Origin of the sequence: Bacillus sp. RHFS10, assembly GCF_016757475.1 — a bacterium.
Taxonomy (GTDB): domain Bacteria; phylum Bacillota; class Bacilli; order Bacillales; family Bacillaceae; genus Bacillus; species Bacillus subtilis_G.
Genome location: NZ_JAESPO010000001.1, coordinates 871,754 through 888,787, shown reverse-complemented (window position 1 = coordinate 888,787; position 17,034 = coordinate 871,754). Strand labels below are relative to the sequence as shown.

The 17,034-nt window shown below is 43.4% G+C and carries 12 protein-coding genes, 1 tRNA gene and 2 pseudogenes; 4 read left to right on the top strand and 11 right to left on the bottom strand.

Features of this window, described 5'->3' with window-relative positions; all coding sequences use genetic code 11:
* Window positions 1–22: 22 nt before the first annotated feature.
* Window positions 23–1,000, bottom strand: coding sequence for an aldose 1-epimerase (galM, locus tag JMN17_RS04765; RefSeq protein ID WP_087991914.1), 978 nt, complete (start codon window positions 998–1,000; stop codon window positions 23–25).
* A 131-nt stretch (window positions 1,001–1,131) separates the two neighbouring features.
* Window positions 1,132–2,523, bottom strand: coding sequence for an MATE family efflux transporter (locus JMN17_RS04760; protein WP_087991913.1), 1,392 nt, complete (start codon window positions 2,521–2,523; stop codon window positions 1,132–1,134).
* Between the two features lie 287 nt (window positions 2,524–2,810).
* Here JMN17_RS04760 and iseA point away from each other — a divergent pair, with 287 nt between their 5' ends.
* Window positions 2,811–3,356: a DL-endopeptidase inhibitor IseA gene (gene iseA, locus JMN17_RS04755; RefSeq protein ID WP_202327551.1), complete on the top strand. Its 546-nt coding sequence runs from the start codon at window positions 2,811–2,813 to the stop codon at window positions 3,354–3,356.
* Between the two features lie 86 nt (window positions 3,357–3,442).
* On the opposite strand, the gene JMN17_RS04750 is transcribed toward iseA, so the two are convergent.
* The 6 genes and pseudogenes from JMN17_RS04750 to JMN17_RS04725 form a co-directional block, all read right to left on the bottom strand.
* Window positions 3,443–3,515 (bottom strand) — tRNA-Arg (locus tag JMN17_RS04750).
* Between the two features lie 51 nt (window positions 3,516–3,566).
* The gene (locus tag JMN17_RS04745) at window positions 3,567–4,112 is read right to left on the bottom strand and encodes a site-specific integrase (RefSeq protein WP_087991911.1); all 546 of its coding nucleotides are present in this window, start codon (window positions 4,110–4,112) and stop codon (window positions 3,567–3,569) included.
* 316 nt (window positions 4,113–4,428) lie between these two features.
* Window positions 4,429–4,659 (bottom strand): excisionase family DNA-binding protein, encoded by a 231-nt coding sequence (locus JMN17_RS04740; protein WP_087991910.1) that lies wholly within the window; start codon window positions 4,657–4,659, stop codon window positions 4,429–4,431.
* A 132-nt stretch (window positions 4,660–4,791) separates the two neighbouring features.
* Window positions 4,792–5,033: pseudogene (locus tag JMN17_RS04735) on the bottom strand (IS6 family transposase); the annotation flags it as partial.
* Between the two features lie 161 nt (window positions 5,034–5,194).
* Window positions 5,195–5,731 carry a methylated-DNA--[protein]-cysteine S-methyltransferase gene (locus JMN17_RS04730; protein ID WP_087991909.1) on the bottom strand — a complete coding sequence of 179 codons (537 nt, stop codon included), beginning with the start codon at window positions 5,729–5,731 and terminating at the stop codon, window positions 5,195–5,197.
* 15 nt (window positions 5,732–5,746) lie between these two features.
* The gene (locus JMN17_RS04725) at window positions 5,747–6,370 is read right to left on the bottom strand and encodes a bifunctional transcriptional activator/DNA repair enzyme AdaA (RefSeq protein WP_087991908.1); all 624 of its coding nucleotides are present in this window, start codon (window positions 6,368–6,370) and stop codon (window positions 5,747–5,749) included.
* Window positions 6,371–6,573: 203 nt separating this feature from the next.
* On the opposite strand from JMN17_RS04725, the pseudogene JMN17_RS22095 reads away from it, so the two are divergent.
* Window positions 6,574–6,839: pseudogene (locus JMN17_RS22095) on the top strand (Tn3 family transposase); the annotation flags it as partial.
* A gap of 185 nt (window positions 6,840–7,024) precedes the next feature.
* Window positions 7,025–8,788, top strand: a complete 1,764-nt coding sequence (gene ggt, locus JMN17_RS04720) for a gamma-glutamyltransferase (RefSeq protein ID WP_087991907.1) — start codon at window positions 7,025–7,027, stop codon at window positions 8,786–8,788.
* Window positions 8,789–8,952: 164 nt separating this feature from the next.
* Here the strand turns inward: ggt and JMN17_RS04715 are convergent, their stop codons facing one another.
* Window positions 8,953–9,798, bottom strand: coding sequence for a LysR family transcriptional regulator (locus tag JMN17_RS04715; protein WP_202327543.1), 846 nt, complete (start codon window positions 9,796–9,798; stop codon window positions 8,953–8,955).
* A gap of 128 nt (window positions 9,799–9,926) precedes the next feature.
* On the opposite strand from JMN17_RS04715, the gene JMN17_RS04710 reads away from it, so the two are divergent.
* Window positions 9,927–10,916: a zinc-binding dehydrogenase gene (locus JMN17_RS04710; protein ID WP_202327541.1), complete on the top strand. Its 990-nt coding sequence runs from the start codon at window positions 9,927–9,929 to the stop codon at window positions 10,914–10,916.
* A gap of 56 nt (window positions 10,917–10,972) precedes the next feature.
* Here JMN17_RS04710 and gltD read toward each other — a convergent pair whose 3' ends face one another.
* Both gltD and gltB read right to left on the bottom strand, forming a co-directional pair.
* Window positions 10,973–12,454 (bottom strand): glutamate synthase small subunit, encoded by a 1,482-nt coding sequence (gene gltD / locus JMN17_RS04705; RefSeq protein ID WP_087991904.1) that lies wholly within the window; start codon window positions 12,452–12,454, stop codon window positions 10,973–10,975.
* A gap of 16 nt (window positions 12,455–12,470) precedes the next feature.
* Entirely contained in the window at window positions 12,471–17,033 is a 4,563-nt protein-coding gene (gene gltB, locus JMN17_RS04700; protein ID WP_087991903.1) for a glutamate synthase large subunit, read from the bottom strand.
* Window position 17,034: the final 1 nt, after the last annotated feature.

Below are 17,034 nucleotides of genomic sequence, written 5' to 3'. Positions count from 1 at the left end.
CCTCTCTGCGCCTCATCATAGGTTATTGATGATTCAGTTCAATGGTGATACTGCTTTTGGCTGTCGTTTTTTCTCCCGGCTCCAGCACTTGTAAACCAGTGAGCGATGAAGGCAAATCAAGATTCACTGCGTTTGTCACCCATGTGTAAGGTTCAGGGCATAAATACCCTTGTTTTGCGTCCGCATTGTATACAACCCAATGTTTAAATTGTTCATCTGCCTGATATATAATGCTTAGATGTGCATGCTGATGATAAATGACTGCCTGATTTTCTCCGCCTCTTTTCTGATAAGCAGATAAAAAGACATCATCCAACTGCTTGTGGCGCAAATCCATCCCTTCATGCAAGTCTTCTTTATTCGGTACATCCATCAGCTTCCCAGTCGGCAGCAGGCGTTCATTCAACGACCATTGCTGATCGGCTGTCAGGGAGAATAACGAGCTTTCTTCCGGAAAAACAAATGTAGTATGATAACCGATCCCCCAAGGAAACGCTTCCTTTCCTTTGTTCATGACCGTTGCATGTTTAAATAGAGTATTCCCCTTTAGCGTATATGTCATCCGAACGACGGTATGATGAGGAAATTGCTTATATACATGGGGAAGCTCTGAAAGATCAATTTCCGTTTCAACGATCACTTCTTCATCAGTTTGCTTCATGGTCACTACGTTCCACTTTTCCTGATAAAGAAACCCGTGAAGATGGTTGTGTTTATCTTTTTCGTTGATATCAAGATGATACGTTCTGCCCCGGAAACTGAATGTGCCGTCACTTATCCGGTTAGGCGGAAACAGGATCGGAATTCCATACAATGTTGGTGTGTGGCGGAAGTTTTCTGCTGTTTCTGGTTCTCGCAAAAGCTGGATCTTTGTTGTTTTGTCCACGAGAGAAATGACGTTGCTCCCCCACTCGGGAACAACAATTATTTCTATATGCTCGTTGCCCGCTTTGATGGCAGGTGTTGCTAAATACGTAATCTTCTCAATGTAGTTTGACATGTAACTCAACCTCTCCTTGATTCATTGCTTGTATAAGAATTCAATGTACTGTGCCATATTTCCTCCATTTGATGTTCTCTCGATCAAATAAAAACACACCGTTCAACATTTGAACGGTGTGTTTCGTGAGTCTATTGGATGAGACGTGTAATTTGTTTCTTTTTCCACACGAATTGATAATACCCATAAATCAACAACAAGCTGACAGCAAACGCAGCCGGATAGCCAACCCAGACGCCGAGTATCTCGAGTTTTGTGTAGTGGGAAAGTACGAATGCAACAGGCACCTCTACTCCCCAGATGGCGAAAATACTAATAACGGTCGGCCATAAAACCGTTCCGCTTGCGCGCATCGCCGCAGAAAAAATTTGGGCATTTCCAAACAGCAAATAGCTCCACAATGTAATCATCAAGAGACGATGCGCGATGTAAAGTGTGTCTTTCTCGGTTAAAAATAACGCTAAAATCTGCTGTGAAAACACATAGATCAGAATGATCAATACGCCGCCAATAATATAATTCAGCCAAATTCCGACGCGAATGACCTGCTTCAAGCGGTCAAACTCGTTCGCTCCGATCGATTGCGCGGCGAAAATAGACACCGCAATGCCGAGGCTGACGGCCGGCATTTGCACGTAGCTGGCTACCTGGTTGACCACGCCATATGCAGCTGTCGCATCAGAGCCGTAGTGGTTGACGAATGAAATAACCGCTATCTCTGATAATGAGACGAGAATCATATTGATGCTTGATGGAATCCCAAGGCGCAGCAGGAGAGCCAGCAGTTCCTTATCCATTTTCAAATAGCGCCGCACCGTTTTATCAAATTGCAGCGGATGGTTTCGTTTTCGCAAATACACCATTAAAACGAGAAATGTCGCAATCGTGGAGATGACGGTAGCATATGCGGATCCGTATATGCCCAGTTTCGGAAAACCGAACATACCAAGGATTAAGACGGGCAAAAGCGCTATGTTGATGACCGTGCTCACAATCAGCGTATAAAACGGTGTCTTAGAATCCCCTGTTCCGCGCAAAAATGTTGTATACGCAAAATATAAAAACATAAACGGCATAGCGTAAAATAAAATACGTGCATAGCTGGCGCTGACATGAATAACATTTTCAGGTGTACCCATTAAACGAAGAATATCCAAGGTAAAGATACTGCCGATGACGGCTAACACAACCCCTAATAAAAACGTAAACGTGAGCGTCGTTCCGACAACAGCCTTTAACCGTTCCTCATTCTTCGCCCCGTAGGCTTGTCCGATCAGGATCGAACTTCCTGAACCGATTCCAATTGTAAATGAGATTAAAAGAAAAAATAACGGGAAAAAGGATGATACAGCTGCAACCGCATCAACACCAAGCCATCTGCCTACAGCCATCATCCCGACTAACTGGCCTATTGATTGCAGCACGTTGCTTAGCAGAAGCGGCACTAAAAAGAGTGACATAGACCGCCAGACAGATGGATTGCTTTTCTTCTGGGTTACAAGTTGTTCTTGTGATGTTTCCATATTGAAGGACTCCTTTATTTGAATTCGTTTGTAAACATGTCCCCATTCCTTTGACAAAAACAGGATATGCAACATGTTATTATTCATCACTGTCCATATGAAACCCTTCCCGTTTCTTCTAATTTTACACATCTTTTTAGCTTATGAAGAATAAACTAGCAAGTAACAGTCTATTTCTTTGTGAGTAAAAGAACAAAAAATAATTTATGCAAAAGTATTGTAATCTATCCGTAATTATTGTAACATTTGTAATATAAGAGAAAGAGATTTTGAAGGAGTGGACCACAATGAAAAAATGTCTTCTATTTCTAACAACGATTGCACTTATTCTGTCATTAAGCACAAATGCATTTGCGAAACATACATCAGGCGATTTATCACAAAAACAAGCTCTGGAGCTGGCATTATCAGCAAGAGAACACTTTTGGAACACAATGAGCGGGCACAATCCAAAAGCAAAAAAAGCAGTTTGCCCATCAGGCACATTCGAGTATCAAAATCTTCAATATGTGTACATGTGCAGTGATCTAGGCACTAAAGCAAAAGCAGTGAATTACTTAACTCCTATTTTTACAAAAACAGCAATCGAAAAAGGCTTTAAAGATTATCATTTCACTGTTTCTAAAGGAAAACTTGCGGTTCCAATCGGCGATGGAGATAATCTTTTGAACTGGAAAAAATCAACTGCTAAACTGATCTCTAAAAAAGGCGGCGCAGTCACATACGAATTTACTGTTCCTGCTTTAGATGGGTCACCTGCAGCGAAACGAAAAGTGACATTTGTAAAAGAAAATAAAAAATGGAAAGTTACTCAATTTGACGCAGTAATATAAGAAAAACGCCCGGCATAAGCGGGCGTTTTTTATTTGAAATAAAGAAAGACAACAGACGAGTAGTCCATTGTCTTATTGTCATATAACGCTCTAGGAGAGATTCGAACTCCCGACCTGCAGTTTAGGAAACTGCTGCACTATCCGCTGTGCTACTAGAGCTTTTGTATTTATATAGTAGCTCTGATGATCAATATTTTCAAGCCGTTTGTATTAAAGCCCTCCAAAAACCTTATACGCGGCCCTTGTCGTATCTTCATCTATACCGATATACCGCATTGTAATCGAGGGTGATGAATGATTCAGTATTCTCTGCAGCTCGGCGATATCTTTTGTCCGCTGATAAAAATGATAGCCAAACGTTTTCCGGAGCGTATGCGTCCCTATCTCCTCAAGTCCGCATGCCGCGGCGGCCTCTCTTAAAATTCTGTAGGCCTGAATCCGGGAAATCGGCTTTCTGGTTCGGACAGATTTAAAAAGATATTCGTTTTCCTTCATATCTTTCGTATACTCGTATATTTCCTGTTTCAGCGATTCTAAAATAAGAATCTTTCTTTTCTTTTTCGTTTTGCTTTCAGTCGCCCATAAATGATCCTTATTTTTAACGTCCTTCACTTGCAACGGCAGAATATCAGAAATACGGAGCGCGCTGTTGATGCCGAAAATAAACAGAAAGTAATCCCGCTTGTTTTTGTTGAGCAGATACCGTTTTACATCTTGAATTTTTTCTAAACTGCGAATCGGCTGTACAATATGCATCAAAAAAACTCCTTAAAAACAGTTATGTAACGTTTTGAGGTCTATGTTACTATTATAGCTGAAAAATGTTGAATGTCAAAGTGCGGCGGCATTTATGTAACATAATATACATAGTGTTACATAAGCAGGTAAGGAAACTTTCAAACTCCCCCTTCCTATAAAACAGCATTTAAATCCTCATATAAAGCTTTCAACCTCTTCGATACTTATCACTCTAGGTGTTGTCAAAAAACCTCTTAAAACAAAATCTGACGCTTCTGTTTTTCTGACTCACCCAAAAAAATATACAAAAAAAGACACAATATGAAATTGCGTCCTAATCCTCATCCTTTACATCAATATCTTCCGGGATCGGTTCATTTAATATTTCCAGCACGAGTGCTTTGTAATTCTCCAGCTGTTCAAGATGCGTTTTGAACTGTCCCTTATAAATCAAAAATTGCTCACCGTCATGAACGGCCCTGATGTTTCCTTCGAGCACCAAACTTTTAATATAATCCTCTGAAAGATTTGCATATTCAGCTGTTTCTTTAATCGTTAAATACATATAGCAGTCCTTTCTTAATCCGTATACTGATTCTAATATAGCACATGGCTCATAACAATTTAAGAGTATATAGGGTTCTTGGTGCAAAATTAAAAGAGAATAAAGCACATAGATTTCTAACAAAATCGTAACTTATGCTGCAAGTCGAAATAATTGATGGATGAATTCTTTTGTATAGCTTCTACTCCAGAAAGGATGGATCTAAGCTGCGCAAAACATTTGAACCCTAGCATAGAACGGATTCGCGCCTTTATAAAGCGATAATCGTTATTCAAGTACTTTTTGTTGTCTAAGTTGCATATCCCCAGGTTGCTTTTTTCTTTCTGTTCAATTGCCGTAGGATAAGCAGAGTTCTTATCGACTGTTATCAAACGTGAAAGACCGCCGTATGATGCCAACCTGTGGGAGTATGATCATATTTGTACTCCCCGATTCCACTAAACCATATCGTTTCATGTCGATGGTCTTGTGATATAGGGAATCGTCTTCAAACCTTTGATGTAGTTGAGTTCGGCTAAAGATGCTATATGTCTGATCAGACAAGTTGTATGTTTGCGAAGCCTCGTTCAAGTTCCAGCAGTCGCGTTTTCATTTCCATTCCGCCGCGATAGCCCGTCAGCGATCCATTTTTGCCGATAACACGATGGCATGGAACAGTAATGAGGATCGGATTCGTTCCAATGGCCCTCCCAACGGCCCGAACCGCAGTCGGTTTTTGAATTTGTTGAGCAATATCCGAGTAGGAGCAAGTTTGACCGTACGGAATATCACATAGTGCCTTCCATACGGCTTCCTGAAAAGGTGTGCCGCGATAAAAGATTGGAATGGTGAACCGATTGAGCTTGCCTTGAAAATAATGAACAAGCTCATCTGCAAAAGATTGCAATTTTTCGTCATCTCGAATCAGGTCGTTTCCAGGCAAATAATGATTTGCCCATTTCACCAATTCTTCGAATGGCTGATTTTGTGATCCGACAAAACATAGACCATCATTTGTTGCGGCAATGTACATCTTCCAGTTTTCATAAGAAAACAAGGACCAATAGAGAGAACTGCTTTTTTTAGCTCCCATTCGAAAAAGCCTCCTTCAGTGTTGTTTTTGCCGTCTACGGTAAGCTTCCGGCGTTTGTCCGGTTTTCCTCTTAAACAGCGTGATAAAATATGATGTATTGGAAAGTCCGATAGACTCACCAACTTTAGAAACTGGGGCATCACACGTAGTCAATAACATTTTCGCCTTTTCTATTCGAACATGCTGGATGTAGTCCACTGGGGTCATGCCTTTGAGTTTTTTAAAGGTTCTATGCAAGTGATAAGGGGTACCATGACTCAGAAACGCAAGGACTTCGAGCGTCAACTTTTCATCACAGTGGCTATCCACATATTCGGTTATGAAAGCAATCCACTCCTCATCGGGCAATCTTTGCCCTGTTGGCTTGCACCGTTTACAAGGACGAAAATGTGCGGCTAGTGCCTGATCAGCAGTTTCAAAAAAGCCAATGTTTTCTCTTTTGGGTACTCTTGATTTGCAAGAAGGGCGACAAAAAATCCCTGTTGTTTTCACTGCATAAAAAAATCGGCCGTCATAAGAAGCATTATTATCAACAACAGCCTGCCATTGTTCATCAGAAACAGGGGCAGGTAGAATTGGACTGTCACATTCTGGTTGTTGATTAGTTCGGTTTGAATTCGTTTTCCAATCGTATGTCATTTTGAATCACCTCTAGCTTCAGTATAAACCCGGAAACCCTCAAAGCAACTTATTGAAAGCATTTTAGAATGTAACAGCAAGATAACGAAATGACAATGACGAGTTGTTATGTAATCATACATAGTCTGATTCATATAATTGGAGAGGTTCAAAAATCTGTGGAGCCCAGGTATCAGGTCTGAGGTTTGAATTCACCTCGTCACCGGAGCCATATTTTTTGGAAGAGTGGAAAGTGTAGAGAGCGAGCCCTTCAAGATCAATTGCTGCGAACCAATGCTTCATATTATAATTAATGCTATAAGATGTGAAATATAGTCTATATGAAAAAGCTGAACGAAGGTGAATTTCGAGAGGGCTAATGCCGTATATATGGCCTTTAAGTTGGGAACACATCAATTTCTTAGGAGAATACAAGTTTGAGGGATTACATTCAACAAGTTTATATCCCTTACGTCCTTTAAGTAAATAAAGAGCCGAATTTGCTTAGCGTGGGTTTTTCTGAAATGCTGGCGGCATGGCTCATAACAATATAATCATTTTCGCACAGAAAAACGGGTGAATGTTCTATATAATATACCATTTGTCACTTGTGAAAACGCTGTAAGTTTTTTACGCTAAGATTGTAACATAATAGCTTGATATAGGAGGGAGAACATGAAAAGAACGTGGAACGTCTGTTTAACAGCTTTGCTTAGTGTTCTGTTAGTCGCCGGAAGTGCCCCTTTTCACGCGGAAGCTAAAAAGCCGCCCAAAAGCTACGATGAGTACAAACAAGTAGATGTAGGGAAAGACGGCATGGTTGCCACCGCGCATCCTCTCGCTTCGGAAATCGGTGCTGATGTGCTGAAAAAAGGAGGAAATGCCATTGACGCAGCGGTCGCCATTCAATTTGCACTCAATGTAACAGAGCCGATGATGTCAGGTATTGGCGGCGGCGGTTTTATGATGGTGTATGACGGAAAAACTAAGGATACAACGATCATTGACAGCCGCGAACGTGCTCCAGCAGGCGCAACGCCCGAAATGTTTCTCGATGAAGACGGGAAAGCGATTCCTTTCTCTGAACGTGTGACAAAAGGTACTGCCGTCGGTGTTCCGGGTACGCTGAAAGGGCTGGAAGAAGCTCTGGATAAATGGGGAACCCGTTCAATGAAGAAATTAATTTCCCCTTCTATTAAACTCGCTGAAAAAGGCTTTCCGATTGATTCTGTGTTAGCAGATGCCATTTCCAATTATCAGGAAAAGCTAGAGCGTACTGCCGCAAAAGATGTATTTTTGCCAAATGGCGAGCCGCTTAAAGAAGGCGATACATTGATTCAAAAGGATTTGGCAAAAACGTTTAAGCTCATTCGCTCAAAAGGCACTAACGCTTTTTATAAAGGAAAATTTGCCAAAGCACTTTCTGACACAGTGCAGGATTTCGGCGGATCAATGACGGAAAAAGATTTAGAAAATTACGACATTACAATCGATGAACCCATTTGGGGAGACTATCAAGGCTATCAAATCGCCACTACCCCTCCTCCAAGCTCTGGCGGTATTTTCTTATTGCAAATGCTGAACATACTTGATGATTTTAACCTTTCACAATACGATGTCCGCTCATGGGAAAAATATCAACTACTTGCTGAAACGATGCATTTGTCTTATGCGGACCGTGCATCTTACGCAGGTGATCCCGAATTTGTAAATGTTCCCCTTAAAGGCCTGCTTCACCCCGATTATATTAAAGAACGCCAGCAACTTATCAGCCTAGACCAAGTGAATAAAAAACCGAAAGCCGGTGACCCTTGGAAATACCAAGAAGGATCCGCAAACTATAAGCAAGTCGAACAGCCAGAAGACAAAGTAGACGGCCAAACAACACACTTTACAGTTGCCGACCGTTGGGGAAATGTTGTTTCCTATACAACGACAATTGAGCAGCTATTCGGAACGGGTATTATGGTCCCTGATTACGGCGTCATTTTAAACAATGAACTAACGGATTTTGATGCGGTTCCAGGCGGAGCTAACGAAGTTCAGCCGAACAAACGGCCTTTAAGCAGCATGACCCCGACGATTTTATTTAAGGATGACAAACCTGTCCTCACCGTCGGATCTCCTGGCGGGGCCACCATTATTTCATCCGTATTGCAAACCATCCTCTATCACATTGAATACGGCATGGAATTAAAAGCAGCTGTTGAAGAGCCGAGAATTTATACAAACAAGATGAGTTCCTACCGTTACGAAGACGGAGTTCCTGAAGAAGTCCTCAGCAAACTAAACGGCATGGGCCACAAATTCGGCAAAAGCCCGGTAGACATCGGAAACGTACAAAGCATTTCTATTGACCATGAAAACGGCACCTTTAAAGGCGTAGCTGATTCAAGCAGAAACGGCGCGGCGATCGGCATTAATTTAAAATGTAAATAAAAAGAAAAAACTGTACTCGTTTTAAACGGGTACAGTTTTTTTGTCTGCAGACTTTATATAATACGCTTCAGTGATACCTGATAAAAATCTCGAAATGCCAAAAGGATGCCGACTTTCTCGGAAATTGCCTGTGCTCTATGTTCAGCTTATGGAGGTAACAGACTTCATCTTTTCATTTCGATTACCTCATCAATAAATCTCTGAAACGCACTCGTCATAAAAAAGTCTTTTCTGTATATAAATACGATCTCTAAATCTTGATACGCTTCGGGAAGCTGACGAGTATATACATTCGTACGATCAACAGCTGATTTCGGAAGCAGGGCCGTTCCCAACCCGGCGGATACTCCTCTTATAATGGCTTCCAATGTGCCAAACTCTATGATTTTTTGATTTTGAATGCCTGCTTCCTCCAGCAATCTTTTGACCCTGTCACGATGAGAACAGCCAGCTCCAAAAAAGAGCATCGGCTGCCGAAGCATGTCTTCTGCCGTCCCTTCCCGTGATGAAATCAAAACCAATTCATCACGGGAAACAGGGATTTGTCTGACGTCTGAGTGCTCAACCGGTCCGTATACAAAAGCGCCATCAACTGTATGATCAAGAACCTGTTGAATCAAATTGTGCGTATCAGCTGTATTGACTGATAAATCAACTTCAGGAAAACGATTGAGGAAGCAGGCCGCATGCTCAGGCAGATGTGTTACAGCTGTTGTTTCCAACGAACCGATCCGCAAAGGTCCTTTTGGATGCAGGCTCATCTGTGCCGATTTTTCAGCTTCGTCTAACAGTGCTAATACTTGATCAGCATATTGCAAAAGATTTTCTCCGGCAGCGGTCAGCTTCATCCCCCGATTCGTTCGATGAAACAGCCTGGTATTCAAATCTTCCTCAAGGTTATGTATTCTGGCTGTCACATTCGATTGAACATAATTCAGTTTCTGGGCTGCCTTCGTTATGCTTCCTTCGCGGGCAACAGCCCGAAAAATCTTTAAATCTCTGCTTTCCATAGGAATTCACCTTCTAGCTATGATAAAAAGTGATATCGGCTATCATTTTTGTTCATTTTACTTGAAGAAAACCGCTATGTAAAATAGGTGAAGATATGAAAATACAATTCAATGAGGAGGCAGACAGCATGAAGGCTGTAATTCACAACGGAAAAGCCGGACTTCTGGGGGTATCGTTTCAAGACGTTCCATCAAAACAGCCCGGATACGGCGAGGTAAAGGTAAAATTAAAATCTGCAGGTCTAAACCATCGCGACCTGTTTCTTATGAAAAACAACTCTGAACAAGATCCTCATGTGACACTGGGGTCTGACGGCGCGGGTATCATTGAAGAGGTCGGTGAAGGCGTGAAAAACGTTGCAGTTCAAACTGAAGTGATTATTTTCCCGACACTGAACTGGAATTTGACAGAAAATGTACCGTCTGTTCCGGAGATTCTGGGAGGCCCTTCTGACGGAACACTTGCTGAATATGTGATCATCCCTTCACAAAACGCGATCAAAAAACCTTCTTATTTATCCTGGGAAGAAGCAGGCGTTTTACCTTTATCTGCTTTAACCGCTTATCGGGCCCTTTTCACAAAAGCCCAATTGAAAAAAGGCGAGCATCTATTGATACCTGGCATCGGCAGCGGTGTTGCAACCTATGCGCTCTTCATGGCTAAAGCGATCGGGGCGACAGTAAGCGTGACCTCCCGCAGTGAGAAGAAAAGAAAAAAAGCGCTGCAATTAGGTGCTGATTACGCATTTGATAGCTACAGCAATTGGGATGAACATTTGCATGGAGAAAAGGTTGATGTGGTTCTTGACAGTATAGGCCCCGCCCTCTTTTCGGAATATTTCCGCCATGTAAAACCGAACGGCCGTATTGTCAGCTTTGGGGCAAGTTCAGGTGATGTTCTCAGTTTTCCGATGCGTTCTTTATTCTTTCCTCAGATCAATGTATTGGGAACCTCGATGGGAAGCTGTGAAGAATTTCACGATATGCTCACTTTCATTGAAAAACACCAGCTGCGTCCTGTACTTGACAGCACATATCCTTTAGAAAGAGCATGTGAAGCATATACCAGAATGCAGGAAGGCAGACAGTTTGGGAATATCGGAATCGTAATGAAATAAAAAAGAAACCGGCTGTTCAAACAGACCGGTTTCTCTTATATGATAATCCCCTTTATTTACGGAAGAACTGAACTCCCCATCAAATATCGATCCACTTCGCGCGCCACTTCACGGCCCTCATTAATCGCCCATACGATTAAGCTTTGACCTCTTCTTGCATCCCCTGCGGCAAATACGCCATCGATATTTGTTTGATAATCCCCATATGTTGCGCTGATTTTGTTATTTACAGAATCAACACCAAACTGTTTTAACAGCGGCTGTTCTGTACCTTCAAAGCCGATAGCAATGAAAACAAGCTGAGCAGGCCACACTTTTTCCGTTCCAGGCAGCTCGCGGAACTCGTATTTTCCATGCTCATTTTTCACTTTTTCCATTTGAATGGTATGCAGTTCTTTCAACTTGCCATTTTTATCCGCAACCAATTTTTTCGTTTGAATCGAGTATTCTCTCGGATCTCTTCCGAATTTTGCTTCCGCTTCTTCATACGCGTATTCGAGTGTAAAAACGTGCGGCTGTTCAGGCCACATATTGTCATTCGTGCGGGCTGGCGGAAGTTTCGGGTGTTTGCCGAATTGGTGCACGCTTTTGGCTTTTTGCCGCAGAGCAGTGGCCACACAGTCAGCTCCTGTATCTCCGCCTCCGATTACAATGACATCTTTCCCTTTGGCATCAATGAATTGCTTGTCTTTAAAGTTAGAATCTAAATAGCTTTTTGTTGCTAGTGTCAGGTAGTCCATCGCGTAATGGACTCCTTTTGAGTCGCGTCCTTCAATTAATAGATCCCGCTGTTTTTGAGCGCCTGTGCACAGAATCACAGCATCAAATTGCTCCTTCAGCTCATCAGCTGTAATGTCAACGCCGATTTCTGTGTTCGTGACAAAATCAATTCCTTCTTGCGTCAGCAATTTAACCCGGCGTTCTACAATGCCCTTCTCAAGCTTCATGTTCGGAATACCGTATGTTAAAAGACCGCCCGCTCTGTCTGAGCGTTCAAAAACAGTGACGGAATGTCCCGCTTGATTCAGCTGGTCAGCACTCGCCAGTCCGGCTGGGCCCGACCCGACAACGGCCACTTTTTTGCCTGTTCGTTTTTTAGGAATTTTAGGCTGAATCCAGCCGTTCTCAAATCCTTTGTCGATTATGGACCGCTCTATGTTTTTAATTGATACCGCCGGGTCAGAAATCGCTAATGTACATGATCCTTCACAAGGAGCGGGACATACCCGCCCTGTGAATTCAGGAAAGTTGTTTGTTTTCAAAAGACGCTCCAATGCTTCTTTCCATCTGCCCCGGTAGACAAGATCATTCCACTCAGGAATCAAGTTGTAAATCGGACAGCCGGATGTAAATCCGTTAATGTCCGCACCGATCTGGCAAAACGGTGTGCCGCAATCCATACACCGCGCCCCTTGCCGTTTCGATGCTTCTTCTGAAAAAGGAGCAGAATATTCTTTCCAATCCTTTAAGCGAGTGAGAGGGTCCCGCTCAGCAGGTTTTTCTCGTTTGATTTCCATAAATCCAGTTGGCTTCCCCATATTCCTCTCCCCTTTCTTACTGTACTACCGCTTGTTTTTGTCCCGCTGACGCTGTATTCTGCTTTGGTTTCGTGTTGGCTTCAAATGCATACATGACAGCTTCTTCATCTGATAAACCTGCAGCTTTTTGCTCTTCGATGCTTGCGAGCATTTGTTTATAGTTTTTCGGAATGACTTTGACGAATTTGTTCACGCTGTCTTCCCATTGGTCTAACAGGTCTGCCGCTTTTTTGCTGTTTGTATAAGCAGTATGTTTTTCAAGCATTGCTTTGACTTGCTGGATTTCTTTCTCATTCACTAATGATTCAAATAAAATCATCTCGAGGTTGCATTTGCGTTTAAACGCTTTTGCATCTTCGGCCAATACATAAGCGATTCCGCCGGACATACCTGCCGCGAAGTTTTTGCCTACATCACCGAGAACGACAACACTGCCGCCAGTCATGTATTCACAGCCATGATCGCCGATACCTTCTACAACCACGTTCACACCGCTGTTCCGAACAGCAAAGCGTTCACCAGCACGTCCGTTAATATAAGCTTCCCCGCTTGTCGCGCCGTAGAACGCCACGTTGCCGATAATGACATTGTCATCTGACGCGGAATTGAATTCTTCCGGTGACTTGACGATGATTTTTCCGCCAGAAAGCCCTTTTCCGACATAATCATTTGAGTCTCCGTCCAAATAAAGCGTCATCCCTTTAGGAACAAAGGCTCCAAAGCTTTGTCCGGCTGATCCGGTAAACTGCAGCTTGATCGTATCTTCCCGAAGCCCTTCTTCTCCATAACGTTTCGAAATTTCACTGCCTGTGATCGTTCCGGCTACACGGTTTGTATTGTTAATTTCGAGAGAAACATCCGCTTCTTTTCCAGACTCGATAGCTTCTTGGACGGCCGGGAGAATCGCTGTAATATCTAGTGATTCATCAATTTTATGATTTTGCGGCGATTGGAACGTCCGTACGCCTTCAGGCTGATAAAGCAGGGTAGACAAATCAAGTTGGCTTGCCTTCCAATGCCTCTTCGCCCGTTCACTCACATTGAGTACGTCAGTGCGGCCAATCATTTCATCAAATGTCTTGAAGCCTAACGCAGCCATATACTCACGAACTTCTTCAGCAATGAACAGCATATAGTTCACAATATGATCAGGATCTCCCATGAACTTTTTACGAAGTTCTGGATTTTGTGTCGCTACCCCGACAGGACATGTATCCAAGTGGCAGGCACGCATCATGACACAACCGAGTACAACTAGCGGAGCCGTTGCGAAACCGAATTCCTCGGCACCAAGCAAAGCAGCCATAATAACATCACGGCCCGTCATGAGCTTTCCGTCTGTTTCTAATACAACACGTTCACGAAGTCCGTTCAGCATTAATGTTTGATGTGCTTCTGCGAGGCCAAGCTCCCACGGAAGCCCTGTATGTTTAATACTGGTTTTCGGAGAGGCGCCTGTACCACCGTCGTAACCGCTGATTACAATGACATCGGCAGTCGCTTTGGCGACACCTGCAGCGATTGTCCCTACGCCTGCCTTTGATACCAGCTTCACGCTGATTCTTGCGTCTCGGTTGGCATTTTTCAAATCGTGAATCAACTGGGCTAAATCCTCAATCGAATAAATGTCATGGTGCGGCGGAGGTGAGATTAATCCGACACCAGGCGTTGACCCGCGGACATCGGCAACCCAAGGATAGACCTTGTTGCCAGGCAGCTGTCCGCCTTCACCCGGTTTAGCACCCTGCGCCATTTTAATTTGCAGCTCATCTGCATTGACAAGGTAATGACTCTTGACACCGAAACGTCCGGATGCAATTTGTTTGATCGCGCTTCTTCTGTCATCGCCGTTTTCATCTGGAACAAAACGTTTTGGATCTTCTCCGCCTTCACCGCTGTTGCTTTTTCCGCCAAGACGGTTCATTGCGATCGCTAAAGCTTCGTGCGCTTCCTTACTCAAGGATCCAAATGACATCGCACCCGTTTTAAAGCGTTTGACAATCGATTCAGCGGATTCGACTTCCTCCAATTTCAGCGGCTTGCCGTTTCCCCCAAATGCGAACAAGTTCCGTAAAAATCCGATGCGTTCTTCATCTGCCGCTTTTGTATACTGCTTAAACAAATTGTAATCATTTCTGCGGCACGCCCATTGTAAGGTGTGAATCGTTTTCGGGTTAAACGCGTGATGCTCTCCGCCGTTTCTCCATTGGAAGTCACTTCCCGGTTCAAGCGTATTGCTGTAATCATCCTGATACGCTTCCCGGTGGCGGCGCTGCGCCTCTTCGGCAATTGTTTTCAAGTCGATGCCGCCGAGCTGTGATGCTGTTCCTGTGAAATAGCGGTCAATCACATCATGGCTGATACCTACCGCCTCAAAGATTTGGGCGCCTCTGTAGCTTTGTACAGTTGAAATCCCCATCTTGGACATGACTTTGACGACACCTTCAGTAATGCTTTTTCCATATTTGCTGACCGCTTCTTCATAGCTGATATCCAAACGGCCTTCATCAATTTCCTGCTTGTAGGTCGCATAAGCGAGATAAGGGTTTATCGCATCCGCACCATAACCGATTAGTGATGCGAAGTGATGCACTTCACGCGCTTCTCCTGATTCCACAATAATGCTGACTTTCGTACGCAGCCCTTTGCGGATTAAATGCTGATGCAGCGCGCTGACTGCCAGAAGCGGCGGAATGGGTGTCAGGCGTTCGTTCATCTTTTTATCTGATAAAATTAATAGACTTACGCCTTGGCTGATAGCTTTCTCAGCCTGTGTGAACATGTCCTTTAATCCGCGTTCAAGATCCTCTGAAAACAGCACGTCGATTTTTTGGCTTTTTAAATCAGGATGAACGATCGTTTTCAATGCGTAAAATTGTTCATTAGATAAAACAGGTGTATACAATTTAATCCGGCGAACGTTTCGTTCACTCGGGTGAAGAAGATCGCCTTCTGCGCCGAGCCAAGTCATTGTAGAAGTTACAAGCTGCTCACGAATCGCGTCGATTGGCGGGTTCGTTACTTGTGCAAACAGCTGCTTAAAGTAGTTAAACAGTGATTGCGCGCGGTCTGACAGGACAGCAAGCGGCGAGTCATTCCCCATTGAACCGAGAGGATCTTTGCCTTCTTTAATGACAGGAATTAAATATTTTTGGATATCTTCATATGTGTATCCGAATGCCTTCTGACGAGTAAGAAGATCTGTAAACTGTTCTTCCTCTCTTGTTTCCGGATCAGGGTTCACTTGGACAAGCTCTTCTTCAAGCCACTTTTGGTACGGGTACTCAGTTGCAATTTCTGTTTTGACTTCTTCATCAGAGATAATACGGCCTTCTTCCAGGTCGATTAAAAGCATTTTTCCAGGTTCAAGGCGATTTTTATATAAAACGTTTTCCTGTTCTACTTCAATAACGCCTACTTCAGATGAGAAAATAATATAATCATCTTTGGTTACATAATAACGCGCCGGACGGAGACCATTCCGGTCAAGGACCGCACCGATTTGTTTACCGTCAGTAAATGAAATGGCTGTCGGTCCGTCCCAAGGCTCCATCAAAGAACTATGATACTCATAAAACGCTCTTTTTTCCTTAGACATATGCGTATTTTCCGTCCACGGCTCAGGAATGAGCATCATTGCTGTATGCGCCGGTTTGCGTCCAGCCATCACAAAAAATTCAAATGCGTTATCCAAAATGGAAGAGTCACTGCCGTCAGCATTCAAAATCGGCAGAATCTTGTTCAAGTCCTCTCCAAAGTTTTCAGACACAAATTGCTGCTCACGCGCTCGCATCCAGTTGATGTTTCCGCGAAGGGTGTTGATTTCACCGTTGTGAACCAGATAGCGGTTTGGATGCGCTCTTTCCCATGTAGGGAATGTGTTGGTGCTGAAGCGTGAATGAACAAGCGAAAAAGCAGAAACGAACGCTTCATCTTGCAAATCAGAATAAAACGCATCAACTTGTTCAGGTGTTAAAAGGCCTTTGTAAACAATGGTCTGGCTTGAAAGACTGGCAAAATAAAAATCAAGACCTTCCGTTATTCCCCAGTTTTCAGCCTGTTTACGAATGACATACAATTTTCGTTCAAAAGACAAGTTATCCTTCAGATCAGAACTTGCACCGATAAATACCTGACGGACAAACGGACAGCTTTTTTGCGCTACTGTTCCGATTTTTCCGACATTTACAGGTACAGTTCTCCATCCAAGAACGGCTTGGCCTTCTTGTTCAATCAGTGCATTGATCTGCTTTTCGATTTTTTTTCTTTCTTCTTCCTTCTGTGAGAAAAAGACCATTCCTACCCCGTAACGCCCTTTTTCCGGCAGATTGATGTCTTTGCACTCTTTTCTAAAGAAAGCATCAGGGATTTGAACCAGTAAGCCGGCACCGTCTCCTGTATCCGGATCACTGCCTTGGCCTCCTCTGTGGTCTAGCTGACAAAGCATCTTAAGCCCTTGTTTGACGATGTCATGAGTCGCTTTGCCCTTTAAGTGCGCGTATAGTCCGATTCCGCATGCATCATGTTCAAATTCAGGACGGTAGAGACCTTGAGCTTTCGGCATTTGATTGTACGTCATA